This window comes from Agrococcus sp. HG114, from assembly GCF_024723325.1.
GTDB lineage: Bacteria > Actinomycetota > Actinomycetes > Actinomycetales > Microbacteriaceae > Agrococcus.
The window spans coordinates 1-22,861 of the sequence record NZ_JANQCH010000026.1 but is presented as its reverse complement, the minus strand read 5'-3'; the positions used below and the strand labels follow the sequence as shown (position 1 = coordinate 22,861).

The following is a 22,861-nucleotide window of genomic DNA, read 5'->3' as shown; positions in this document are numbered from 1 at the left end:
GCTCGCTCGCGGGGGCGGCGCCGACGCCCCGGCGCTCGCTGCGTGGCGGGAGCTCGACCTGCTCGCCGAGGCGGCGCCGATCGTGCCGCTCGCGCCGTTCGCCGAGTCGCCGCTCGCGCACGATGCGCTCGGGCTCGTCATGCCGCGCGTCGCCGACGCGCTCAGCGCGCGGGGCGTCTCGCTCGACGAGGTCGCGCGCGACCTCGCGCCCGTCGCGACGCCGCGCGACCTCTCGACCAACCTCGGGCTCGTCACCGTGCTCGCCGATGCGATGCCGCGCGACCCCGCGCCCATCCCGGCGATCGCCGTGATCATGCACGTCCACTACGTCGACATGCTCGACGAGCTGCTCGCCCGGGCGGACCGCCTGCCGCCCCACCGCCTCGTGGTCACGACGTCGGATGCCGAGCGGGGCGCCGCGCTCGAGCGGCGCCTCCGCGAGCTCGGGCGCGAGGCGGAGGTCCGGGTCGCGGCCTCGAACCGCGGGCGCGACATCTCCGCGTTCCTGATCGGCTGCCGCGACGTGCTCGAGGACCCGTCGGTCGAGCTCGTCGTGAAGCTGCACTCGAAGCGCAGCCCCCAGGTCGGCGGCATGGCGGGGCGCTCGTTCGCCGCGCTGCTGCTCGACAACCTGCTGCCCTCCGAGGGCCACGCGGCGCAGCTCGTCGAGCTCTTCGCGCGCGACTCGCGGCTCGGCATCGCGCTGCCGCCGATGGTGCACGCGTGGTACCCGACCCTCGGCCGCGCGTGGTTCACGAACCGGCCCGCCGCGCGCGCGCTCGCCGCCCGGCTCGGCATCGCGACGCCGCTCGACGAGGCGAGCCCCATCGCCCCCTACGGCTCGATGTTCATCGCCCGGCCGGCAGCGCTGAAGCCGCTCGTCGCGGGCGGCCTCGACTGGCGCGAGTTCCCCGACGAGGGCGAGTACATGGACGGCAGCCTCGCGCACGTCGTCGAGCGCCTCTTCGTGCCGGCGGCCCTCTCCGAGGGCTACTCGTTCCGCACCGTGCTGTCGGCGCGCTGGGCGGCGACGTCGCACGCGACCCTCGAGCACAAGCTCGACGCGGCCGAGGCGAGCATCGAGCGGCGCATCGCCCGCAAGGTGCAGCGCGTGCCGTGGAAGCTCGGGCGCGTCGCCCGCAGGATCGACCCGCGCCGCTGACGCTGGAGCCCGCGAGGGCGCGGGGGTCTCACCAGAGCCCCAGCCGCATGCACGCGGCGACGATCCGCGCCTCCCGGGGGTTGCGGCGCATCCACCGCGCCCGACGCGCGAGCCGCCACTGCTCGCGCCTGCCGAGCCGCATGATGCGCACGATGTCGGCGAGCGCTGGGTCGGGCTCCGGCTGGAGGGCGAGCACGATCTCGCCGACCCGGGTGGCGTGCGCGCGCAGCCAGCCGTTCACGATCCGGCCGCCCCGCTCGAGCGCCGCCGCGAGGCCGCGGTTCGCGCCCAGCACGTTCGCATCGTGCTGCCGGTACTCCACGGTCGGCTGCGGGTCGATGTGCCAGCGCAGCCCCGCCCCTCGCACGATCGCGTAGATCAGCCAGTCGTGGGCGCCGACGTCCGCAGTGCGCGGGTCGTCGCGCAGCACGCGGTGGACGAGGGCGGCGGCGTCCGGCGCGAGCAGGAACGTCGAGCCGGGGCCCGCGCTCTCGAGCAGGTAGTCGAAGCGCACCTGCGGTCGGCTCTTCACGATCGTCGTCCGCCGGCCCCGCTCGTCGAACATCACGACATCGGACGACACCGCGGCCGGCCCCTCGCGCAGCAGCTCGAGCTGGCGCGCGAGCCGGCCGGGCAGCCAGCGATCGTCCTGGTCGGCGAGGCCCACGGCGTCGAACGGCGACGGGTCGACGTCGATGAGCAGCCGCCGGAAGTTGCCGTGCGCCGATCCCTGCCGCGTCGGCGGCAGCAGCACGAGCCGGTCGTCGGTCGCGGCGCGCTGCGCGAGCAGTGCCGGCGTCGCGTCGGTCGACGCGTCATCAGAGGCGAAGACGGTGACGTCGACGCCCTCCTGCCCGAGGATGGTGTCGAGCTGCTCGTCGAGGTAGCGCTCGCCGTCGTGGGTGGCGAGCAGGATCGCCACGCGAGGACGCTGCGGCATGCCCGGTCTACGCGGGGACGCGGTCGAAGGCGACGGGGGTGGCGACGGGCCCCGCGGTGCGGTCGCCCGCGACCACGCGGAAGCGCGCCGCGTCCTGCATCCGGAGGAGCTCGGTCTCCTCGCCGTTGTAGAGCGCGATCGTGACGGTGTACTCGCCCGGCCCGATCTGCGCGTCCGGGAGGCTGAACCGATAGCGGGCGCGCCCCTCGAGCGGATCCACGCCGATCCGCATCCGGTCGGTCGTCGTGAAGAGCACGAGCTGGCCGAGCGGGTTCGAGATCTGCATCGCGCAGTTCCAGCGCTCGAGCCGCTGCTTCGCGTCGACGGAGACCTCGACCGCGATGTCGTCGCCGGTAGCGAAGCTCGAGCGGGGGCGCCCGTCCGCGCCGACCACGGCCACCGCGCCGCCCTCGACGCGCTCCCGCACGACCGGCGCCGCGGCCTCGACGGGAGCGTGCGCGCGCTCCGCCGCGCGTGCCGCCTCGAACTCCCGCTGCGTGCGGAAGCCGCCGCGCAGCAGCTCGACCGCGTCGGTCGGGTCGCCGTCGAACACGACGCTGCCCTTCGCGAGCACGACGCCGCGCGTGCACAGGTCGGTGATCTGGCTCATCGTGTGCGTCACGAGCACGATCGTGCGCCCCTCCTGCTGGAAGGCGCGGATCTTGTCGAGGCACTTCTGCTGGAACGCCTCGTCGCCCACCGCGAGGACCTCGTCGACGAGGAGCAGGTCCGGGTCGACGTGGACCGCGACGGCGAAGGCCAGCCGGACGTACATGCCCGACGAGTAGAACTTCACCTGGGTGTCGATGAAGTCGGCGATCCCGGAGAACTCGACGATGTCGTCGAAGTACGACCGCGTCTGCCGCTCGCTGAGCCCGAGGATCGAGGCGTTGAGGAAGACGTTCTCGCGGCCCGTGAGATCCGGGTGGAAGCCCGCGCCCAGCTCGAGGAGCGCGGCCATGCGCCCGCGCCTGCTGACCGTGCCGCTCGAGGGCTGGATGATGCCGCCGATGGTCTTGAGCAGCGTCGACTTGCCGGACCCGTTCGGCCCGATGAGCCCCACGGTCGACCCCGTCATGATCTCGAGGTCGATGTCGCGCAGCGCGTGGAAGACCTCCTTGTGCCGCTGGCTCCGAGAGAAGTTGACGACCCGCTCCTTGAGGCTCTTGTCCTTCCGCACCGTGAAGTGCTTCGAGACGCCCTCGACGCGGACGATGGGGACGTCGTGCATCACAGCTCCTGTGCGAAGTTGCCCTGCAGGCGCGAGAACACGCGCTGCGCGCCCACGGCGAGCGCAGCGCTCGCGAGGATGGCGATCACGAGGTGCACCCAGAGGTCGCCCACGTACTGCTCCGAGAAGCCGGGCTGCCAGAACGCCTCCTGGAAGCCGAGCACCGCGAGCGTCACCGGGCTGTTCGTGTAGATCGGGCTCAGCCACCCGAGGCCCGCCGCCTCGAAGCGCTCGGTCGCCATCGACAGCGAGTAGAGGATCGGCGACGCCCACATGCCGAGCACGAGCACGACCTCGACCAGGTACGCGACGTCGCGCAGGTACACGTTGATCGCGGACAGCACGACGGCGAGCGCTGCGCCGAAGGTGACCATGAGCACGATCGCGAGGAGGGCGTAGCCCAGGTGCGCGCCGATCGAGAGCGTGCCCACGACGAGCGCCGCGACGATCAGGATGACGAGCTGGATGCCGAGGGTGAACAGCGCGGGCCCGACGGTGGCGAGCGGGAAGATCTCGCGCGGGAGGTAGACCTTCTTGATGAGGCCCGCGTTCGCGACGAGCGAGTTCGTCCCCGCGCTCAGGATCTCGGAGAACAGCGTGTAGATCGCGAGCCCGGCGAAGATGTAGATCGCGAAGTCCGGGATGGCGCGAGCCGCGCCGAGGAACTCGCCGACGACGAGCGCGTAGACGAGCAGCATCACGAGCGGCCGCACGAGGCTCCACAGGAAGCCGAGGCGAGAGTCCTTGTAGCGGGCCTTGAGCTCGCGCCGCGTGAGGAGCCCGAAGAGCTCGCGATATCGCCACATGTCGGCGATCGCGGCGGCGAAGCCGGCGAGGCCGCGACCGTGCGTCGCGGCCGACTCCCACGGCTCGCCCGCGAGGCGCGCAGCCCTGGCAGTTGCGGCATCCGTTGCCAAAGGCCTGACCTCCACATGCTCGGATTCGCTGACGCACCAGGCTACCCCAGCCCGCCGGAGGGGCGCCGCGGGCGGCCGTTAGGCTGGAGTCCATGAGTCTGCGCAGAAACCTCGGTCAGCTGGCACGACGAGCCCTCCCCGCCGGTTCCCGCGGCCGCCACGCGGCGCTCGTGGCGGTGCGCACGGCGAAGGCCGCCAGGCACGAGTTCATCGCCGCGAGCCGCAGCGACGCAGGCGGCTACGTGCACCGGTCGAAGGCGGTCGTGGGCTACGACGAGTGGCTGGCCGGGCACCGAGACGGCTTCCCGAGCCTCGAGGGCGTCGAGCCGCGCGCCGTCGCGGTCGTGGTCGAGGTCCCGCACGGCGAGCGCCTCGACGCCGGCACCGCGCGCTCCGTCCGCGGCCAGAAGCGCTCGAGCCCGCAGCTCATCGAGGTCGCGTCGGGCACGCGCATCGAGGACGTGCCGCTCCCGGAGCGCGGCTTCGCCCTGTTCCTGCGCAACGGCGACCGCCTCGACCCGAGCGCGCTCGCGGTCCTCGCGCGCGAGCACGCGATCGATCCCTCGCGGAGGCTCATCACGTTCGACCGCGACCACCTCGCGGGCGGCAAGCGGGAGCAGCCCGTGTTCCTGCCCGAGCACGCGCCCGAGATGCTGCTCGGCGCGAACCACGTCGACAGGGCGTTCGCCGTCGACACGGCGCACGTCGGCACGGGGTGGACCGTCGACGACTCGGGCGTGTGGCGGTTCCTCCTCGCGCGCGACTTCCAGTCGTGGGAGTGGATGCGCGTGCCGTTCGTGCTGCTGTCGGTCGCGCGCGATGCGCGCCGCCCGTCCGCGGAGGACGCCGCGATGGTCGCCGCCGTGCTCGCGGCGCGCGGCGAGCGCGCGACCGCCGAGGTGCACGGCTCGGTCGTGCGCGTGCGCTTCGAGCCCGCCGCCTGGCCCAAGGTGTCGATCGTCATCCCCACGAGGCACAATCGCGCGAACCTCGAGCGCCTCATGCCGACGCTCGCACGCACCGACTACCCCGAGTTCGACGTCACGATCTTCGACAACGGCGACGAGACGCCTGAGCACCGCGCGTTCTACGAGGCCTGGGGCGAGTCGCTCGCGCTGCGCGTCGAGTGGTACGCGACCGACTCGTTCAACTACTCGAAGGTCATGAACCGCGCGGTCGCGTCGACGGACGGGGAGCTCGTGCTCACCCTGAACGACGACACCGAGGCGGTCGACGCGGGCTGGCTGCGGGAGATGGTCGGGCACCTGCTGCGCGAGGGGATCGGCACGGTCGGCGTGCAGCATCGCTTCGCCGACGGCCGCATCCAGCACGGCGGCGTCACGCTCGGTCCGAACGGCTTCGCCGACAACACCTTCACCGGCATGCGGCCCGGGGAGGCGACCATGCTGGGCTCGACCGACCTCTACCGCGACTCGCTCGCGGTGACGGGCGCGTGCACGCTCATCCGCCGCGAGCACTGGGACGAGGTGGGGGGCATGGACGAGAACTTCATCCTCACCGGCTCCGACGTCGTCCTCGGGCTCGACCAGCACCTCCGCGAGCGCCGCAACGTGGTGCTGCCGTTCGACCTCGTGCGGCATCACGAGTCGGTCACCCGCGGCACGAGCGCCATCCCGGAGTCCGACTTCTTCGCGAGCTACTGGCGGTACCACTCGTGGCTGAGCGGCGAGGACCCGTTCTGGAGCCCCAACCTCTCGCGCGCCTCGGCGGTGCCGCGCCTGCGCCCGCACGACGAGGCCTCACCGATCCGGTACACGTTCCAGGCGCTCGGACGCCCCTGGGGTGAGGTCAAGCAGACGATGGGCATCTCGGACGAGGCGAAGAGCCTGCTCGACACCGCGAGCGTCTCGCGCGAGCAGGTCGACGCGGTGCGCGCGCTGCACGAGGCCGAGGCCGGCCGGCTCGAGATCCGCAGCATCAACTGGTTCATCCCCGACATCGACATGCCGTACTTCGGCGGTCTCAACACGTGCTTCCGCCTCGCCGCGAAGCTGCACCGCGACCACGGCGTGCACAACCGCTTCATCGTGTTCGGCTCGCCGATGAAGCACTGGGTCTCGACCGCGGTCGCCGCGGCCTTCCCCGAGCTGCGCGAGGCGGACGTCCACTACTACCAGGGCCTCGACGAGCAGCTCGACGCGATCCCCGAGGCCGACGCCGGCGTCGCGACCCTGTGGCTCACCGCGATGCACCTCGCGAAGGCCTCCGGCATGCGGCGCAAGTTCTACCTCGTGCAGGACTACGAGCCGGGGTTCTACCCCGCGAGCTCGATGTTCGCGATGACCGAGGAGAGCTACCGGCTCGGCCTGTACGGCCTGTGCAACACGCGCTCGATGCACGAGATCTACCGCGATCTCTACGACGGCGAGAGCACCTGGTTCGCGCCCGCGGTGGATCGCTCGATCTTCCATGCCGAGGGACGCCGCGAGAAGGGCGCAGACGAGCCCGTCACGATCTTCGCCTACGCCCGCGACCACTTCCGCAACTGCTGGGAGCTCGCGTACGAGGCGCTGCGCCGCATCAAGCGCATCCACGGGGACGGCGTCCGCATCATCGCCGCGGGCGCCCGCTACCTGCCGCCGACGGCCGACTTCGTCGACATGGGCCTCATGGACTACCGGGCCACGGGAGCGATGTACCGCGAGACCGACATCGGGCTCACGCTGCAGATCAGCCGGCACCCGTCCTACCTGCCGCTCGAGATCATGGCGAGCGGCGCGACGATGGTCGCGCCCGACAGCAAGTTCTTCAAGTGGCTCTTCACCGAGGACAACAGCAGCGAGGCGATGCGCACGGTCGACGACATCGTCGCCCAGCTCGACGGGCTCGTGCGCGACGCGGCGCTGCGCAGGCGCAAGCAGCAGGCCGCGCTCGCCACGATCGACACCGGGCACGGGTCGTGGGACGCCGCGCTCTCCGGCATCTACGACTACATGTGCGACCCGCGCGGAGAGCACGCAGCGGTCGAGTAGGCCGGCCGCATCACCATCAAGTTCAACCTGATGCTCTAGGATCGCCGGGGGCACAGTCACGGGGAGTTGCACGATGCGCATGCGGACGAGGGTCGGGGGGCGATGGGCGGCCGTCATCGCGGTGATCGCGGTGCTGGCAGGCGGTCTCGTGACCGCGCCTTCCGCGCCGGCGGCGCACGCGGCCTCCGCATCCCAGTTCGATCCCGGCAACCTCATCTCCGACGCCAACTTCTTCCAGGGCGAGGCGATGAGCGCGGCGCAGGTGCAGTCGTTCCTGCAGCAGCGCCGGCCCAGCTGCGACGCAGGCTACGTGTGCCTGCCCGACTACCGCCAGGCGACGCCGTCGATGCCCGCGACCGAGTACTGCCAGGCGATGGGCGGCATGGCGGACGAGACGGCGGCGAGCATCATCGCGCGCGTCGGCGCGGCGTGCGACATCAGCCAGCGGGTGCTCCTCGTGCTGCTCGAGAAGGAGCAGAGCCTCGTCACCGACGCCAACCCCACGCAGCGGCAGTACGACCGCGCCACCGGCTTCGCGTGCCCCGACACGGCGCCGTGCGACCCGGCGTTCGGCGGGTTCTTCTACCAGGTCTACAACGCCGCTCGGCAGTTCCAGCGCTACGCGGCCTACCCGCTGAACTACAACCACCGGGCGAACCAGACCAACGACATCCTCTACCACCCCCAGGCGGCCTGCGGGTCCTCACCCGTCTACCTCGCCAACCAGGCGACCGCCGGGCTCTACAACTACACGCCGTACCAGCCGAACGCGGCAGCGCTCGCCAACCTCTACGGCACGGGCGACGCGTGCTCGGCGTACGGCAACCGCAACTTCTGGAGGATCTTCACCGACTGGTTCGGCGACCCGAGGAACCCGCTCGCGGGTGACCCGTCGCCGTTCGGCGCGCTGCAGTCGCTGCAGGTCGGGCCCTCGACCGCCCGGCTGCAGGGCTTCGCGATCGATCCGTCCGCGGGCACCGAACCGGTCGAGCTGCACCTCTACGTCGACGGCCGCTGGGGCGGCGCGTTCCGCGCCGACCGGACCCGCGCCGACATCGGCGCCGCCTACCCCCAGTTCGGCAGCCAGCACGCGTTCGACTTCGAGATCATGATCGACAAGGCGCGCTTCCAGCTGTGCCTCTACGCGATCGACATCGGGCCGGGCGAGAACACGACGCTGTCCTGCCAGACGGTCGAGCGGCCGAGCGGATCCCCGATCGGCACGATCGACAGCGCGGTCGCCGACGGACGCACGGCCGTCGTCGCGGGCTGGGCGATCGACCCGGACACGGCCGCGTCGATCGACATCCACGCGTACGTGAACGGCGCGTGGGGCGGCTCGTACCGTGCGGATGCGTCGCGTCCCGACGTGGGAGCGGCCTACTACGGCTACGGGGCACGGCACGGCATGGCGCTGCGCATCCCGATCCCGGTCGGCACGAGCACGGTGTGCCTGTTCGGGATCAACCAGGGCGTCGGCGCCAACGCGCAGCTCGGCTGCCGCGAGGTGTCGAACGCGAGCGGACCGCCGATCGGCAACCTCGAGACCGCGACGGCGGCACCCGGCACGATGTCGGTCGGTGGCTGGGCGCTCGACCCCGACGCGGCCGAGGCGATCGACGTGCGCATCACGGTGGACGGCGCGGTGGCCGCGACCGTCCGCGCGGACGGCACGCGCAACGACGTCGCGCGCAGCTACCCGGGCTACAGCGCGGAGCGCGGCTTCTCGGCCCAGTTCGCCGCATCGGGCGGCACGCACCAGGTCTGCGCCGTCGGCGTGAACGTCAAGCACGGCGCGGACCGTGCGGTGAGCTGCCGATATGTGCAGGTCCCCGGCGGCGACCCCTTCGGCTCGGTCGACGGCCACCAGATCTCGTCGAACCCGTTCGCGGCGACGGTGTCCGGCTGGGCGATCGATCCCGACGTCACCGGGCCCGTCACGCTGCACGCGTACGTCAACGGCGCCTGGGGCGGTTCGCACGTCGCCTCGGCGACCCGCAACGACGTCGGTCGGGCCTACCCGGCCTACGGTGCCGCCCACGGATACTCGATCCCCGTCTCGCTGCAGGGCGGTCGGATGAACGAGGTCTGCGTGTACGGGATCGACGTCGGGCTGGGCGAGAACTCGCTCATCGGCTGCTCGAGCATCCGCGGACCGCAGGGCTCGCCGTTCGGCTCGTTCGACGGGGCGTCCGTCGACCCGTCGACCGGCGTGGCGACGATCGGCGGCTGGGTGATCGACCCCGACACCCCGGCCTCCGCCGACATCCACGTGTACGTCGACGGCCGCTGGGGCGGCGCGTACTCGGCCGACGGGTCGCGGCCCGATGTCGGCCGCGCCTACCCTGGCTACGGATCGGCGCACGGCTTCAGCACCCAGCTGCACGTGGGCACCGGCACCCACCGCATCTGCGTCTACGGCATCGACCAGGGCGTCGGCGACAACGTCGAGCTCGGCTGCCGCACCGTCTCGTCGTGACGACCGGGACGAGGGCGGTCGAGACCCGCTCGGGGCGCCGCGCGCAGCTCCTCCGCTGGCTCGCGCCCATCGCACTCGTGCTGCTGAGCGCGGTGTTCGTGCTCGGCCAGGTGGGCCAGCAGCGGGCCTTCAGCCCGATCGACGAGTACGTCTACTTCGACTACGTCGCCAAGGTGCCGACCCAGGGGTACGTGCGCAGCGGCGAGGAGGTCGGCGAGATCGCCCGCAACGAGCTCTCGTGCCGCGGCGTGATCGGCTACGGGCACATGGGCGAGCAGTGCGATGTCGGATCGCACGAGGACGACGCCGCCTACCCGTACAACGGCGAGACCGGTGCCGACATCTACTCGCCGCTCTACTTCTGGGCGACGTGGGCCGCCGCGCAGCCGGCGACCTGGTTCGGCGTCGACCTCCTCGACGCCGCGCGCGGCGTCGGGGTGCTTTGGCTGTCGCTGACGCTGCTCGCCACGTTCGCGGCGCTGCGCGAGATGGGCGCGCCGCGCCTCCTCTCCACCGGGCTCGCGACGGCGATGCTCGCGCTGCCCATCGCCGAGTGGTCGTTCGCGTACGTGTCCACCGACGGCGCGGCGCTCGCGTCCGCAGCGGTGCTCGCGCTCGCCGTCGTGAAGGTGTGGCGCGGCCGCTGGAGCCCGTGGTGGTTCGCCGTCATCGCGGCCGTCGCGACCCTCCTGAAGCTGCAGACCGTCGCGGTCGTCGGCGCGGGCGCCATCGCGCTGGTGCTCGCCGCGATCGTCGAGCGCGACCGCCGGAATCCCTGGACGCTCGTCGTGCCGGCCGTCGTCGCGGGCGTCGGCTCGCTCGCGACGCAGGTCGTCTGGGTGCTCGTGCGCTCCGCGACCGCGGTGGACGAGCGGCCCGACATCGGCGACGGGCAGCCCGGCTACTCCCTCGAAGCCGTCCTCAGCCTCGCCGTCCGGCCGCTGCTCAACCTCGGTCGCGTCGACAGCGCCGAGGGCCTGCTGTCGAAGCTCGCGATCTTCGCCGTCGTCGCGGTCGGGCTCGGCGCCATCGTGAGCGCGTGCTTCGTGCGGCCGGCGGGAGAGCCGCTGCGCTTCGGGCTCGGGATCGGTGCCGCGACCGTGGGGCTGCTCATGGGCCCGCTGCTCGCGTGGCTCACGTACCTCATGACCGACGCGTTCGTGCCGACGCCGTCCCGCTACGCCGCGCCGCTCATCCCCCTCCTGCTCGTCACGGCGGTGCCGCTGCTGCACCAGCACGCCGCGGCGGCCCGGGTCGTGGGCGTCGCCGGCCTGCTGCTCGGCGTGCTCGGGACGGCCGCCGCGATTGTCCAGTGAGCCGGGCGGAGGCCGCGACGGCCTGATCGTCACGGGCGCGGTGCTCGTGAACGGCGGCCTCGGCTACCTCATCCAGATCGTCGCGGGGCTGCTGCTGACCGCGACCGAGTACCGCGACTTCGGCGTCGTGTGGGCCGCGGTCTTCTTCGTCGCCGGAGCGCTCACCGGCCTCCAGCAGGAAGTGACGCGCGACGTGCGCCGCGGCGGGGAGGGGACGAGCCTCGCCCGCGTGGCGACCGCCGTGGCGCTCGTGATCGGGGTGCCGCTCGCGGTCGCCGCCCTGCTGCTGCCCGAGGGGTCGTCGACGCTCTGGCCCATGGCGGCGGCCGCGGTGGCGATCGGGGTGCACGGGGTCGTCACGGGTGCCGCGTACGGGACGGCGGAGCCGCGCTGGGCGGCGCTCGCGCTCGTGCTCGAGGGCGGGATCCGCGCCGCGCTGCTGCTCGTCGTCATCGTCGCGGCGGGAGGGAGCGCACTGCCGCTCGGCCTCGGGATCGCCCTGCCGTTCCTCGCCGCGGCACTGCTCGTGCTGCCCGGGCTCCGCCGACGCACCGGTCCTGTGCGTCTCGCAGCCGCGCCGCGGCGCGTGGTCGGGAACATCGCGCAGACGCTGCTCGCCTCGGCAGCGAGCGCGGCCCTCGTGAGCGGCTACCCGATGTTCCTCGCGCTGCTGACGAGCCCGACCGCGCAGGAGCTCGGCGCGTTCGTGTTCGCCTTCACCCTCACGCGCGCACCGCTCGTGGTCGTCATGCTCGGGCTGCAGAGCTTCCTCATCGCGGCCTTCCGGGATCGCCGGCCCCCTCGCGCGACGATCCTCGCGGCGATCGGCGCCATCGTCGTCGGCGTCGCGGCGCTCGCCGCGCTCGCCGCGCTCGCGGCACCGTGGATCCTCGAGCGGTTCTTCGACCCCGGGTTCGCGCTCGAGGGGGCGACGCTCTTCTGGATCGTGCTCTCCGCGGCACCGCTGTGCGTGCTGTGCGTGACCGGGCCGCTCGCGCTCGCGCGCGGCCGGCACCGCACGTTCGCGACCGGCTGGATCGCCGCGGCCGCGGTCGCGGTCGCCGGCCTGGCGCTCGGCGGACTGCTGCAGCTGCCGTTCCTGCCCGTCGCGGTGATGGCGATCATGGCGGGCCCGACGGTCGGTGCGCTCGCGCACGCCGCTGGCCTGCGCGCTCGTTGAGTCAGCCCAGCCGCTGCTCGGTCTCGCCGGGCGCCCGCTCGGTGCGCGGAGCGATCGGTGCCCTCGTGGTCGCAGCGGCGTCCGACCGGACCGGGGACGCCTGACGCGGCTCGCCGGCCTGCTGCGACCGGCGCACCTGGAGCTCGAGCTCCGCGACCGCCTCCGCGAGCGTGCGGATCTTCTCCTCATGCTTCGTGAGCTCCGATGAGAGCTGCAGGGCCACGCCGAACAGCAGTGCGATCGAGACGAAGAAGACGAGGTTCGTCGGCACCTCGGCGCCGATGACGGAGGCGGCCCACTCGAGCGTCACGGGGAAGATGGCCACGAGCAGCGCGAGGCTCCCGGCGACGATCCACCAGATCGCGTGACGCTCGCGCAGCCGACCGCGGCGCAGCAGGTCGATGGCGAACAGGAGCGCGACGGCGGCGCAGACGATGCTGAAGACGTAGGCGACGGGGCTCATGCGACGGCCTCGATCCGAGCGCGGGGCTTGAGGTGGGCGAACACGAGCGCGATCGCGGCGCGGCCCAGGTACACCGCGGCCTTGACCGGGTCGTGGGAGGGCGTGCCGCCCGAGCGCTCGCGCATGGCGACCGGCACCTGGCGCACGACGAGCCCGGCGCGGGCGGCGATCACGAGCGACTCGATGGTGTCGCCCAGGTACTCGGCCGGGTAGGTCTCGGCGAAGAGCGCGACGGCGCGCGGGCCGCTCGCGCGGTACCCGCTGGTCGTGTCGGTGAGCTTCGCGCCGGCGGTGCGGCTCAGGAAGAGGGAGAGCAGCTTCATGGCCCATGCGCGCGGGCCGCGCACCCGGTAGTCGCCCTCGCCGGCGAAGCGCGCACCGAGCACGACGTCGGCGTGCTCGAGCCCGGCGAGCAGCTTCGGCACGTCGACCGGGTTGTGCTGGCCGTCGCTGTCGATCTGCACCACGGTGCGGTAGCCGTGCAGGAGGGCGTGCTTGAACCCGAAGCGCATCGCGCCGCCGACGCCCAGGTTGAACGGCAGCTGCGCGACGGTCGCGCCGGCCGCGGCCGCGACCTCGGCCGTGCGATCCCGCGAGCCGTCGTCGACCACGAGGCACCCGGCTCCGGGGAGCGCCGCGAGCACCTCGCGCACGACCTCGCCCACCGACTCCTCCTCGTTGAACGCCGGCATCACGACGAGCAGGTCGCGGAAGCTGCGGGTCATGGATCCGAGCCTACCGGCGCTGGGTGCCGCGGGCGCTCCCGACGGCCCCTCGCAGGTCGACGTGCTTGGATGTGGCAGGCGCCAACGCAGACGGAGTCCCATGCCAAGAACCATCGTGCTCATGCCGACGTACGACGAGCGCGACGCGCTGCCCGTGACCGCGGATCGGCTGCTCCACGCGGCTCCCGACGTCACGCTGCTCGTGATCGACGACGGCAGCCCGGACGGCACGGGCGAGGTCGCGGAGGCCATGGCGGCGATCGACGATCGGGTGCGCGTGCTGCACCGCTCCTCGAAGCAGGGCCTCGGGGCGGCGTACCTCGCCGGCATGCGCCTCGCCCTCGACGAGGGCTTCGACCGCATCGTCGAGATGGACGCCGACGGCTCGCACCCCGCCGACGCGCTCCCCGCGATGCTCGAGGCAGCGGATCGGGCCGATCTCGTGATCGGCTCGCGCTGGGTGCCGGGCGGCGGGATCGTCGACTGGCCGCTGCACCGGCAGCTCATCAGCCGCGCAGGCACGCTGTACGCGCAGATCGCGCTCGGGATCGACGTCGCGGACATGACCGCGGGCTACCGCGTCTACACCGCCGACCTGCTGCGGCGCATCCTCGCCGACGAGGTCACGAGCCAGGGCTACTGCTTCCAGATCGACATGACGCGGCGCGCCGCCGACCTCGACGCGGTCATCGTCGAGGTGCCGATCACCTTCCGGGAGCGCGAGCTCGGCCGCTCGAAGATGTCGACCGGCATCATCGGCGAGGCGCTCATGCGCACGACGGCGTGGGGCATCGGACGGCGCTGGGGCCAGCTCCGGTCCGCGGCCGCGCAGCTCAGGCGAACGCCGACGCTCCGGTGATCGCCCTGCCCACGATGAGCGAGTTCATCTGGGCCGTGCCCTCGTACGTGTAGATCGCCTCCGCGTCGACGAAGAAGCGCGCGACGTCGTAGTCGGTGACGATGCCGTTGCCGCCGCACACCTCGCGGCACCACGCGACGACCTCGCGCATCCGCGTCGTCGTGAACGCCTTCGCGAGCGCCGAGTGGGCATCGCCCTGCCTGCCCTCGTCGAGCATGCGCGAGACCTGCACGCACAGCGCGATCGACGCGGTGATGCTCCCGAGCGACTTCGCCAGCAGGTCCTGCACGAGCTGGTGCCCGGCGATCGGCTTGCCGAACTGCGTGCGCTCGGTCGTGTAGCGCACGGCGGCCTCGTAGGCGCCGATCATGATGCCGACCGCGCTCCAGGCGACCTCGGCGCGCGTGAGCCGCAGCACCCGCGCCGTGTCGCGGAAGCTCGAGGCGCCCTGGAGGCGGAGCGCCTCCGGCACGCGCACGCCGCGGAGCTCGATGTGGCCGTTCTGCACCATCCGCAGCGCGATCTTGCGCTCGATCCTCGCGACCGAGAAGCCCGGCGCGTCGGTCGGGACGATGAAGCCCTTCACCTCGCCGTCGGCCTCGTCGCGCGCCCACACGATCACGATGTCGGCGTGCGTGGCGTTGCCGATCCAGCGCTTCTCGCCGTCGAGGACCCACTCGTCGCCCTCGCGCCGGGCCGTCGTGCTGAGCCCCTTCGACGCATCCGACCCTGACAGCGGCTCGGTGAGGCCGAACGCGCCGACGACCGAGCAGTCGGCGAGCCGCGGCAGCCACTCCGCGCGCTGCTCAGGGGAGCCGGCGACGCCGATCGACCCGGCGACGAGCCCGTTCTGCACCGCGGCGAACGTCGAGACGGATGCGTCGACCCGGCTCATCTCGAGCGCGATCCAGCCCCGGTACACGGCGGAGTTCTCGAACCGGGCGGTCTCCGGCCACGCGGGGCCGACGACGCCGAGCGCGGCGATGCCGGGGATGAGGTGCATGGGGAACGCGTCGGCGTGCCAGTGCTCCTCGATCTCGGGCCGCACCCGTGTCTCCATGAACTCGCGGATCTCGGCGAGCGAGGCCTGCTCGGCGGGGCTCAGGTCGTGGGCGAAGCCGTAGAAGTCGCTCGCGAGCGGCGTGAACGTCATGGTGCTCCTCGTCGGTTCGGCGGTCGAGCCGCACGGTACGCGCTCGCGGCCCGCCCCCGGGGCGCGTTGGTAGCCTCGACCCAACTGTGCCCGAAGGAGCCGACCCCGTGCTTGTGCGCATCACCAACGAGCCTCGCGACTACGCGTGGGGGAGCGACTCGGCGATCTCGGACTACCTCGGGCTCGCCGCGACGGGGCGGCCGCAGGCCGAGCTCTGGCTCGGGGCGCATCCCGCGTGCCCCGCGCGGGTCGACGGCCGCGGGCTCGACGCCGTGCTCACCGAGGCCGGGCTCGAGCAGCCGCGCATCCTCCTCAAGGTGCTCGCCGCATCCAGGCCGCTCTCGCTGCAGGCCCACCCCGATGCCGACCAGGCCGCGGCGGGGTTCGCCCGCGAGGACGCCGAGGGCGTGCCGCGCGACTCGCCGCTGCGCACGTACCGCGACCCGTACGCGAAGCCCGAGCTCGTCGTGGCGGTGAGCCGGTTCGAGGCGCTGAGCGGCTTCCGGCCGGTCGAGCGCTCGATCCACGTGCTCGACGAGCTCGCAGGGCTCGACCGGCGCGTCGCGCCGTTCGCGGAGCGCGTGCGCTCCTCGCTCGCCGGCGCCGTGGGCTGGATGCTCGCGGCGGGCGACGACGCGCGCTCGGCCGTGCGGGCCATCACGGATGCGGCGGGTCGGCTGCCCGCAGTGCTCGCGGCCGAGCGCGACACCGTCGAGCGGCTCGCGGCCGTCGCGCCCGACGACCCGGCGATCGCGATCGCGCTGCTGCTCCATCGCGTGTCGCTCGCGCCGGGGGACGGGCTCTTCCTCCCCGCCGGCAACCTGCACGCGTACCTCGAGGGCCTCGCGATCGAGCTCATGGGGCCGAGCGACAACGTCGTCCGGGGCGGCCTCACCGCGAAGCACGTCGACCGGGAGGAGCTCCTGCGCATCCTCGACATCCGCGCGATCGACGAACCGCGCATCGGTCGCCGCGAGCTGCCCGGCGCCCTCGCCTGGCGGCCCGACGCGCCCTTCGAGCTGCGGCACGTCGAGGGCGCGCACCGCGTGGTCGACGGCGGGCAGGCGGTCGTGCTCGCGCGCCGAGCGGTGCGCGTGGAGGTCGACGGCGAGCGGCTGGACCTCGCTCCCGGCGAGGGGGCGTTCGCCTCATCGGCCCGGGGGATGGTCCTCACCGGGGACGACGCGTGGGTGGCGATCGCGGATCCGAGCGGCGACGACCGTAGGATCGCGGCATGACGCTCGTGCTGACGATGATGGTGCGCGACGAGGCCGACATCATCGCGGCGACGATCGAGCACCACCTCGCCCAGGGCGTCGACCACATCCTCGTCACCGACAACGGCTCCGTCGACGGGACGCTCGACATCCTCGAGGACTACGCGGCCGCGGCGCCGCTCACCCTCATGCACGAGCCCGAGCAGCGCAAGCAGCAGGGCCGCGTCGTCACCCGCATGGCTCGCATGGCGCACACCGAGCTCGGCGCCGACTGGGTGATCAACGGCGACGCCGACGAGTTCGTCCGCGCGCTCGATCCAGGCTCGACCCTCGCCGACGTGTTCGGCCGCATGCCGCGCGAGCTCGGCGCGATTTCGGTGCCGGTCGTGAACCTCGTGGGGCCCATGGCCCGCCGCGGCAGCGGCCTCCGCAGGCTGGTCATGCGGGACGAGCGGTCGCCCGAGCAGCTGCGCGCCGCGGGCGTCATCGCGCATCCGACCCCGAACGCGATCCACATCGGGGCGCCCGACGTCGAGGTGGCCCAGGGCAACCACTCCACGTCGATCGAGGTCGGGGGCGAGGTGCCGGCCGGTCTCGAGCTCGAGGTGCTCCACCTGCCGTGGCGCTCGCTCGCGCAGCTCGTCCGGAAGACGGAGAACATGGGCCGTGGGTACGAGGCGAGCCCCGAGCTCCGGCCCTCCCCGAACCACCACGGGATGCGCGACTGGCGTCGGCTGCAGGCCGGCCTGCTCGAGGCCTTCATCGCGCTCCGCACGCCGACGGGCGAGGAGCTCGAGGGCGAGGGGTTCGTGCCGGAGCCGTGGCTGCGGGAGGAGGTCGAGCGGCTCGTCGGCGGCGCCGTGCTGCCGGAGCGCCTGCGGGCGGTGCTCGACGACACCCGCGACGAGGTGCTCGACGACGCCGAGGTGCGCCGCCTGCGCAGCACGGCCGCCGCAGTCATCCCCGTCGAGGACGTGCTCTACCGGCAGATCGCCTCCTGGCAGTTCGAGGCGGATGCGCTGCGGCACGATCGGGACGGCTACGCGTCGTCCTACGCGGAGGCGATGCGCAGGCTCGAGGAGGAGTCGGCGGCGCTCGCCGACGCCCGCGCGAGCCTCGCCGCGGTCGAGGCGGATCGCGACCGGGCGCTGGCGACGCTGCTCGCCCTGCGAGCGCGCCTCGACGCGAACCCGCTCGTGCGCGCTCGACGGGCGGCGCGGTCGCTCGCCGACCGCTTCGCGCGCGGCTGAAGCCACGCCGACACGCCGCCGGAATCCGGGCTCGCCGACACGCCGCTCGTACAATCGCGGACTTGACGCGAATGGAACTACACCGATGTAATTGTCCCCAGCGGGCCCGGCCGGGGGCCGCAGAACCGGGGGACTCATGCGAGAGGGACTGCAGCGCAACGACGCGCCGAAGCACCGACAGCAGACGATCACGAACGGAGCGCTGCACCGCCCGATCCCGAACGACTGGTACGTCGATCCCATCGATCTCGGCGTTCCCGGCGTGCGACGGGGGGCAGACGTCGACAGCGCGCTCGCGTGGCAGGCCGACGCGCTCTGCGCCGAGACCGACCCTGAGGCGTTCTTCCCCGAGAAGGGCGGATCGACCCGCGATGCGAAGCGCATCTGCGAATCCTGCGAGGTGCGAGCGGAGTGCCTGGAGTACGCGCTGCAGAACGACGAGCGGTTCGGCATCTGGGGCGGCCTCTCCGAGCGCGAGCGGCGGAAGCTGCGCAAGCTCGCCTGATCGGCGTCGCTGACGCCGAGCGCCGCCGCGCGGGCGGCGCATCGTGGAACGATGGGTCGGTGCTCCATCAGCGCCGCCGCGCGGTCCTCGCCACCTGGGTGGTGGTGAATGCCGCGGCGGGCGACGCGGTGCGCAACGCGATCGGCTACCCCGCCTGGGGCGCCATGGTGCTCGCGACGTTCCTGTGGGTGGCCGCGGAGCTCGTGCTCATGCGCGTGCGCCTCGTGCGGCTGCCCGCCTCGATCGTGCTCTTCACGGCCCTCGCCGTGGTCTCGGCCGCGTGGGCGATCTCGCCGCCGGCGAGCCTGCTCGGGTCGACCGCGCTCGTCGGCATGGTCGCGTCGGCGATCTTCATCGCAGCGCTCCCGTACCGGTTGACGCTCGACATCGTGCACTGGAGCCTGCAGGGCCTCCTGATCGCCTCGTTCGCGTTCGAGCTGTTCGTCGCCGTCGCGCTGCGCCGACCGCTGTTCCCGCTGTGGTCGGACTACCCGCCGGGCACGACGCCCGAGTTCGCCTGGTCGAGCGGCCTCCTGCTCGAGGGAGGGCGCATCCAGGGGATCGTGGGCAACGCCAACCTGCTCGCGATGCTCGCGCTCGCGGCGCTCATCATCGCCGTCTGCCGGGCCGCCGCGGGCTTCGACCTCCTCTGGCCGCTCTGGGTGCTGCTGCCGGTGGCGGCACTGACGCTCGCACGGAGCGCGACCGTGACGTTCGCCGTGGTCGCGGTCGCCGTCATCGGCGGGCTCATCGTGTGCTGGATCCGCTGGCGCGGCGCGGCGTTCTACCGCATCTTCGCGATCGTCATCTCGGCGGGGCTCGTCGCGGTGGGGCTCATCATCGCCAACTGGGCGCACGTGGCGGAGTTCCTGAACCGCGACGCCGATCTCACCGGCCGCTTCGACATCTGGGGCCGCGTCGTGGAGCTCGGGCTCACGAGCCCGGTCGTCGGGGTCGGCTACCTCGGGTACTGGCAGCCCTGGGTCGAGCCGTTCGACGAGCTCGGCCGCATCGGCGGGACCGTGTACCTGCAGGCCCACAGCGTCTGGCTCGACGTCTTCATGCAGCTCGGCATCGTGGGCGTCATCATCTGGGCGTCGCTGCAGTGGCGAGCGATGGTCAACTGCCTCGGAGCCATGTACCGATCGCCGACGAGCGACTACGCGATGAACGCCGCGCCGCTGCTGCTCTGGGTCGCGTTCTTCGTCCAGGGCCTCGCCGAGTCGCGGCCCTGGATCGAGTACGGCATGATCCTGCTGCTCATCTTCGCGATCGGCAGGCGGCGGCGGGAGATCGCGCCCCGTGCGCCGCGCACGGTCGCGATGCCCGCGATCCGCTGACCGATCCGGCGGCACACCGCCCTCAACCCCTCGCCGCCGGACGGCTCCCGCCTAGCCTTGCCGGGTGCATCCGAGGGTCTTCGTCGTGCTCGCTGCCAGCAACGGCGCCGAGTACCTGCCGGCGACCCTGGCGGCGATCGCGGCGCAGCGCACCCCGCCCGACGCGGTGATCGCCGTCGACGGCGGGTCGAAGGACGCCACGAGGGCGCTCCTCGAGGCATCGTCGGTGCGCAGCATCGTCGCCGCGCCGCGGCTCCCGTACGGCGCGCTCATCGGTCGCGGCGTCGCGGCGCTGCCGCCCGCGGAGGAGGGCGACTGGCTGTGGCTCCTCGCCCACGACGCCGCCCCCCACCCGCGCGCGCTGCGAGCGCTGCTCGCGCACGCAGAGGTGCACGAGAGCGTCGTCGTCGTGGGTCCGAAGGTCATGCGCGCCGACGCGCCCGACCGCTTCGCCGAGTTCGGCCAGACGATGACGCCCTGGGGGCGCAGCCTGCTGCTGCGCGAGGGCGAGCTCGACCAGGGGCAGCACGACGGCGCCTCCGACACCCTCGGCGTCGCGGAGTCGGGCGTGCTCGTGCGCCGCGACGCGTTCGAGGCGCTCGGCGGCTTCGACCCCGCGCTGCGCTCGATCGACGCCGGTCTCGACCTCGGCGTGCGCGCTCGGCTCGCGGGCCACCGGGTCGCGCTCGAGCCCGGCGCTCGCGTGCGGCGCGCCGGCGGTCCGGAGCACTTCACGGCGCGCGCGGTGAGCGACGCGGAGCGGGTGGGCATCGCTCGCCGGGCGCAGCTCCACCGCCGCCTCGCGTACGCGAACCCCGTCGCGCTCGTGCTGCACTGGCTGCTGCTGCTGCCGCTCGGCGTCGGGCGCACGGTCGTGCACCTGCTCGCGAAGCGCCCCGCCGCCGTCGCGACGGAGTGGTACGCCACGCTCGGCGCGCTCCTCTCGCTCGCCGCGGTGGCCCGCGCTCGCCGGCGCATCGCGCGCACCCGCAGAGTGGGCTGGAGCGCGCTCCGGAGCCTGCGCGCGTCATGGCGGGCGGTCCGGCTGCAGCGCCGCGCGGTGGGCGACCCCGAGCGGATGCGCACGGTCGCGGACGAGCGCGTCGGCTTCGTCGAGGGGGCGGGGCTCTGGGTCGCGGGGCTCGCACTCATCGTGGGGATCGTGCTGTCGCCGCAGCTCCTCGGGGCGGGCGCCGCGACCGGGGGCGCGCTGCTGCCGCTGTCCGGCTCGCTCGGCGAGCTGTGGAGCAGCGCGCTCGCAGGGCAGCGGGACGCGCTCGGCGAGCGCGTCGGCGTCGCGGACCCGTTCACGATCGTGCTCGCGATGCTCGGCTCCCTGACGCCGTGGCGCCCCTCGGCATCCGTCGTCATCCTGCTGCTGCTCGCACCCGCGCTCGCGGCGGTCTCGGGCTTCTTCGCCGCTCGAGGCCTCACCCGCTCGCGGTGGGCGCCGGCGGTCGCGGCCGCGGTGTGGGCGCTCGCGCCGACGCTCCTGCTCTCGGTGTCGGAGGGCCGGCTGGGCGCGATCGTCGCCCATGTCGCGCTCCCGCTCGCGGTGACCGGCGTCCTCCGCGCCGCCCGCTCGTGGAGGGACGCCGGGGTCGCCGCGATCCCGCTCGCGCTCGTCGTGGCCGGCGCTCCCGTGCTCGTGCCCGCGATGCTCGTGCTCGTCGTCATCGCGGCGTCAGTGGGCTGGCGATCGCCGCTGCGACCGCTGCTCGCGGCTGTGCCGGCCGCGGCGCTCGTCGCGCCGGTCGCCGTCGAGCGCTGGATCGCGGGCATGCCGCTCGCGGCGCTCGCGGACCCCGGGGTCCCGCTCGCGAGCGAACCGCCCTCGGTGCTGGAGGCTGCGCTCCTCGCGCCCGACGGGACGATGGCGACGCTCGAGGCCGCGGCCGCGGCGCTCGTGCCCGGCGCCGATGCTCGCTGGTGGGCGCTCGCGCTGCTGGCGCCCCTCGCGCTCGCCGCGCTCGCCGGGGTCGTCCTGCGCCCGGCTCGCGCGTGGATCGGCGTCGTGCTGCTGATCATGGGCTTCGGCACCGCTGTGCTCGCCTCGCACCTGGCGGTGACGGCGCTCGACGGCGAGCCGGTGTCGGTCTGGGCCGGCCCTGGCGCTTCCCTCATGCTGCTCGCGCTCGCGGGCCTCGCCCTCCTGGCGCTCGGCGCCGACGAGCGCGTCGGGGCAGTGCCCGGCGGGGTCGTCGCGCTCGCCGCGGTCGTCGCAGCGCTGCCGGTCGTCGCGACCTCCTTCCTCACCCCGCCCACCGTGACGCCGGCGCCCGAGCGCCGCATGCCGGCGTTCGTCGATGCGGCCGCGGCGGCCGACGAGGGCGTGGGGACCCTCGTGCTGCGGCCCCTCACCGAGGAGTCGCTGCAGGTCGACGTCGAGCGCGGCCGGGGACGCACGCTCGACGACGTCTCGACCGGCATGCTCGTGCGGCACGGAGCCGGGGAGCAGGAGGCGGCGCTCGCCCAGGCCTCGGTCGACCTCGCCTCGGGCGCCGACGTCGACGTCGCAGCCCTGCTCGACGCCCACGGGATCGCGTTCATCCTGCTCGAGCAGGAGCGGGAAGGCGCTACGGGCCTGCACGATCGCGCGCAGCGGTCGCTCGACGCCAGAGGCGACCTGCAGGCGATCGGCCAGACCGAGGCAGGGCTGCTGTGGCAGCGGTCGGCCGCGGCCCCCGGGGTCGCCCACGCGGCGCCCGCTTGGGCCGGCTGGCTGCTCGCGGCGCAGCTCGCGGCGCTCGCGGCTGCGGTGGTGACCGCGCTGCCGTCGCTGCGCCGCGGGGCCCGCGTGCGCACCCGGCGGCTCAGGGGATCGGAGGTGTGGCAGTGACGGATCGCGACGACTGGGCGGGATCGCTCGACGAGTCGCAGGAGTTCGACGACGACTCGCCCATCAGCGACGCGGAGGAGCCGCGGGAGCACGAGCCCTCCGCGGAGGAGCTCGCCGTCGAGGCGAGCGCCGAGGTCGACGGCGGCGACATCGCGACCGACGTGGCGCTCACCGACCGCGAGGCGGCGGCGAACGACGCGGTGCGGGCCGCCCGAGGGCGTGAGCGCCGCGACCTGTGGAAGTGGGGCGGCCGGGTTGCCGCCGGCGTCGCGGCCGTCGCCCTGTTCGGCGG

The 22,861-nt window shown here is 73.4% G+C and carries 18 protein-coding genes; 12 read left to right on the top strand and 6 right to left on the bottom strand.

The annotated features are described in order from the left end of the window. On the top strand, nt 1-1,162 hold a 1,162-nt coding region (locus tag NWP09_RS04615; protein WP_258274364.1), incomplete at its 5' end, for a rhamnan synthesis F family protein. Between the two features lie 28 nt (nt 1,163-1,190). Here the strand turns inward: NWP09_RS04615 and NWP09_RS04610 are convergent. Genes NWP09_RS04610 through NWP09_RS04600 form a run of 3 tightly spaced genes read right to left on the bottom strand, consistent with a single transcriptional unit; the run spans nt 1,191 to nt 4,250 of the window. Beyond that, a complete protein-coding gene (locus tag NWP09_RS04610; protein WP_258274363.1) occupies nt 1,191-2,084 on the bottom strand; it encodes a glycosyltransferase in 894 nt (297 codons plus the stop codon). A 25-nt stretch (nt 2,085-2,109) separates the two neighbouring features. After that, the gene (locus NWP09_RS04605; protein ID WP_258274362.1) at nt 2,110-3,333 is read right to left on the bottom strand and encodes an ABC transporter ATP-binding protein; all 1,224 of its coding nucleotides are present in this window, start codon (nt 3,331-3,333) and stop codon (nt 2,110-2,112) included. Beyond that, the gene (locus NWP09_RS04600; RefSeq protein WP_258274361.1) at nt 3,333-4,250 is read right to left on the bottom strand and encodes an ABC transporter permease; all 918 of its coding nucleotides are present in this window, start codon (nt 4,248-4,250) and stop codon (nt 3,333-3,335) included. Before NWP09_RS04600 ends, NWP09_RS04605 begins: the two co-directional genes overlap by 1 nt. A 92-nt stretch (nt 4,251-4,342) precedes the next feature. Between NWP09_RS04600 and NWP09_RS04595 the strand changes: the two genes are divergently transcribed. From NWP09_RS04595 to NWP09_RS04580, 4 genes are all read left to right on the top strand, one after another. Next, nucleotides 4,343-7,243 carry a glycosyltransferase gene (locus NWP09_RS04595; protein WP_258274360.1) on the top strand — a complete coding sequence of 967 codons (2,901 nt, stop codon included), beginning with the start codon at nt 4,343-4,345 and terminating at the stop codon, nt 7,241-7,243. 148 nt (nt 7,244-7,391) lie between these two features. Further along, entirely contained in the window at nt 7,392-9,722 is a 2,331-nt protein-coding gene (locus NWP09_RS04590; RefSeq protein WP_258274359.1) for a hypothetical protein, read from the top strand. Further along, a complete protein-coding gene (locus NWP09_RS04585; RefSeq protein WP_258274358.1) occupies nt 9,719-11,038 on the top strand; it encodes a hypothetical protein in 1,320 nt (439 codons plus the stop codon). Before NWP09_RS04590 ends, NWP09_RS04585 begins: the two co-directional genes overlap by 4 nt. Then, the gene (locus NWP09_RS04580; RefSeq protein WP_258274357.1) at nt 11,028-12,218 is read left to right on the top strand and encodes a hypothetical protein; all 1,191 of its coding nucleotides are present in this window, start codon (nt 11,028-11,030) and stop codon (nt 12,216-12,218) included. The genes NWP09_RS04585 and NWP09_RS04580 overlap by 11 nt, the downstream gene beginning before the upstream one ends. A 1-nt stretch (nt 12,219) precedes the next feature. Here NWP09_RS04580 and NWP09_RS04575 read toward each other — a convergent pair whose 3' ends face one another. Together NWP09_RS04575 and NWP09_RS04570 are read right to left on the bottom strand one after the other, a co-directional pair. Next, nucleotides 12,220-12,681 carry a DUF2304 domain-containing protein gene (locus NWP09_RS04575; RefSeq protein ID WP_258274356.1) on the bottom strand — a complete coding sequence of 154 codons (462 nt, stop codon included), beginning with the start codon at nt 12,679-12,681 and terminating at the stop codon, nt 12,220-12,222. Then, on the bottom strand, nt 12,678-13,406 hold the full coding sequence (locus tag NWP09_RS04570; protein WP_258274355.1) for a glycosyltransferase family 2 protein: 729 nt from the start codon (nt 13,404-13,406) through the stop codon (nt 12,678-12,680). The genes NWP09_RS04575 and NWP09_RS04570 overlap by 4 nt, the downstream gene beginning before the upstream one ends. A gap of 100 nt (nt 13,407-13,506) precedes the next feature. Here NWP09_RS04570 and NWP09_RS04565 point away from each other — a divergent pair, with 100 nt between their 5' ends. Further along, nucleotides 13,507-14,265 (top strand): polyprenol monophosphomannose synthase, encoded by a 759-nt coding sequence (locus NWP09_RS04565; protein WP_258274354.1) that lies wholly within the window; start codon nt 13,507-13,509, stop codon nt 14,263-14,265. On the opposite strand, the gene NWP09_RS04560 is transcribed toward NWP09_RS04565, so the two are convergent. After that, nucleotides 14,240-15,418 (bottom strand): acyl-CoA dehydrogenase family protein, encoded by a 1,179-nt coding sequence (locus tag NWP09_RS04560; protein WP_258274353.1) that lies wholly within the window; start codon nt 15,416-15,418, stop codon nt 14,240-14,242. The two genes, NWP09_RS04565 and NWP09_RS04560, sit on opposite strands and share 26 nt — an antisense overlap. Nucleotides 15,419-15,525: 107 nt before the next feature. Here NWP09_RS04560 and manA point away from each other — a divergent pair, with 107 nt between their 5' ends. The 6 genes from manA to NWP09_RS04530 all read left to right on the top strand — a co-directional run. Further along, entirely contained in the window at nt 15,526-16,656 is a 1,131-nt protein-coding gene (gene manA / locus NWP09_RS04555; RefSeq protein ID WP_258274352.1) for a mannose-6-phosphate isomerase, class I, read from the top strand. Further along, complete coding sequence (locus tag NWP09_RS04550; protein WP_258274351.1) at nt 16,653-17,885, top strand: glycosyltransferase family 2 protein; 1,233 nt, start codon at nt 16,653-16,655, stop codon at nt 17,883-17,885. Before manA ends, NWP09_RS04550 begins: the two co-directional genes overlap by 4 nt. A gap of 136 nt (nt 17,886-18,021) precedes the next feature. Then, nucleotides 18,022-18,390 carry a WhiB family transcriptional regulator gene (locus NWP09_RS04545; RefSeq protein WP_309137099.1) on the top strand — a complete coding sequence of 123 codons (369 nt, stop codon included), beginning with the start codon at nt 18,022-18,024 and terminating at the stop codon, nt 18,388-18,390. A gap of 59 nt (nt 18,391-18,449) precedes the next feature. Further along, complete coding sequence (locus NWP09_RS04540; RefSeq protein ID WP_258274350.1) at nt 18,450-19,730, top strand: O-antigen ligase; 1,281 nt, start codon at nt 18,450-18,452, stop codon at nt 19,728-19,730. 64 nt (nt 19,731-19,794) lie between these two features. Then, entirely contained in the window at nt 19,795-22,569 is a 2,775-nt protein-coding gene (locus NWP09_RS04535; protein WP_258274349.1) for a glycosyltransferase, read from the top strand. Next, nucleotides 22,566-22,861: hypothetical protein (locus tag NWP09_RS04530; protein ID WP_258274348.1), on the top strand; the 296-nt coding region annotated here is incomplete at its 3' end. The genes NWP09_RS04535 and NWP09_RS04530, both read left to right, overlap by 4 nt.

Excerpts from the sequence above, each read along its gene's own strand:
- NWP09_RS04605 (WP_258274362.1), bottom strand. The coding sequence starts at position 3,333 with ATGCACGACGTCCCCATCGTCCGCGTCGAGGGCGTCTCGAAGCACTTC.
- NWP09_RS04595 (WP_258274360.1), top strand. The coding sequence starts at position 4,343 with ATGAGTCTGCGCAGAAACCTCGGTCAGCTGGCACGACGAGCCCTCCCC.
- NWP09_RS04575 (WP_258274356.1), bottom strand. The coding sequence starts at position 12,681 with ATGAGCCCCGTCGCCTACGTCTTCAGCATCGTCTGCGCCGCCGTCGCG.
- NWP09_RS04570 (WP_258274355.1), bottom strand. The coding sequence starts at position 13,406 with ATGACCCGCAGCTTCCGCGACCTGCTCGTCGTGATGCCGGCGTTCAAC.
- NWP09_RS04565 (WP_258274354.1), top strand. The coding sequence starts at position 13,507 with ATGCCAAGAACCATCGTGCTCATGCCGACGTACGACGAGCGCGACGCG.
- NWP09_RS04560 (WP_258274353.1), bottom strand. The coding sequence starts at position 15,418 with ATGACGTTCACGCCGCTCGCGAGCGACTTCTACGGCTTCGCCCACGAC.
- NWP09_RS04550 (WP_258274351.1), top strand. The coding sequence starts at position 16,653 with ATGACGCTCGTGCTGACGATGATGGTGCGCGACGAGGCCGACATCATC.
- NWP09_RS04545 (WP_309137099.1), top strand. The coding sequence starts at position 18,022 with ATGCGAGAGGGACTGCAGCGCAACGACGCGCCGAAGCACCGACAGCAG.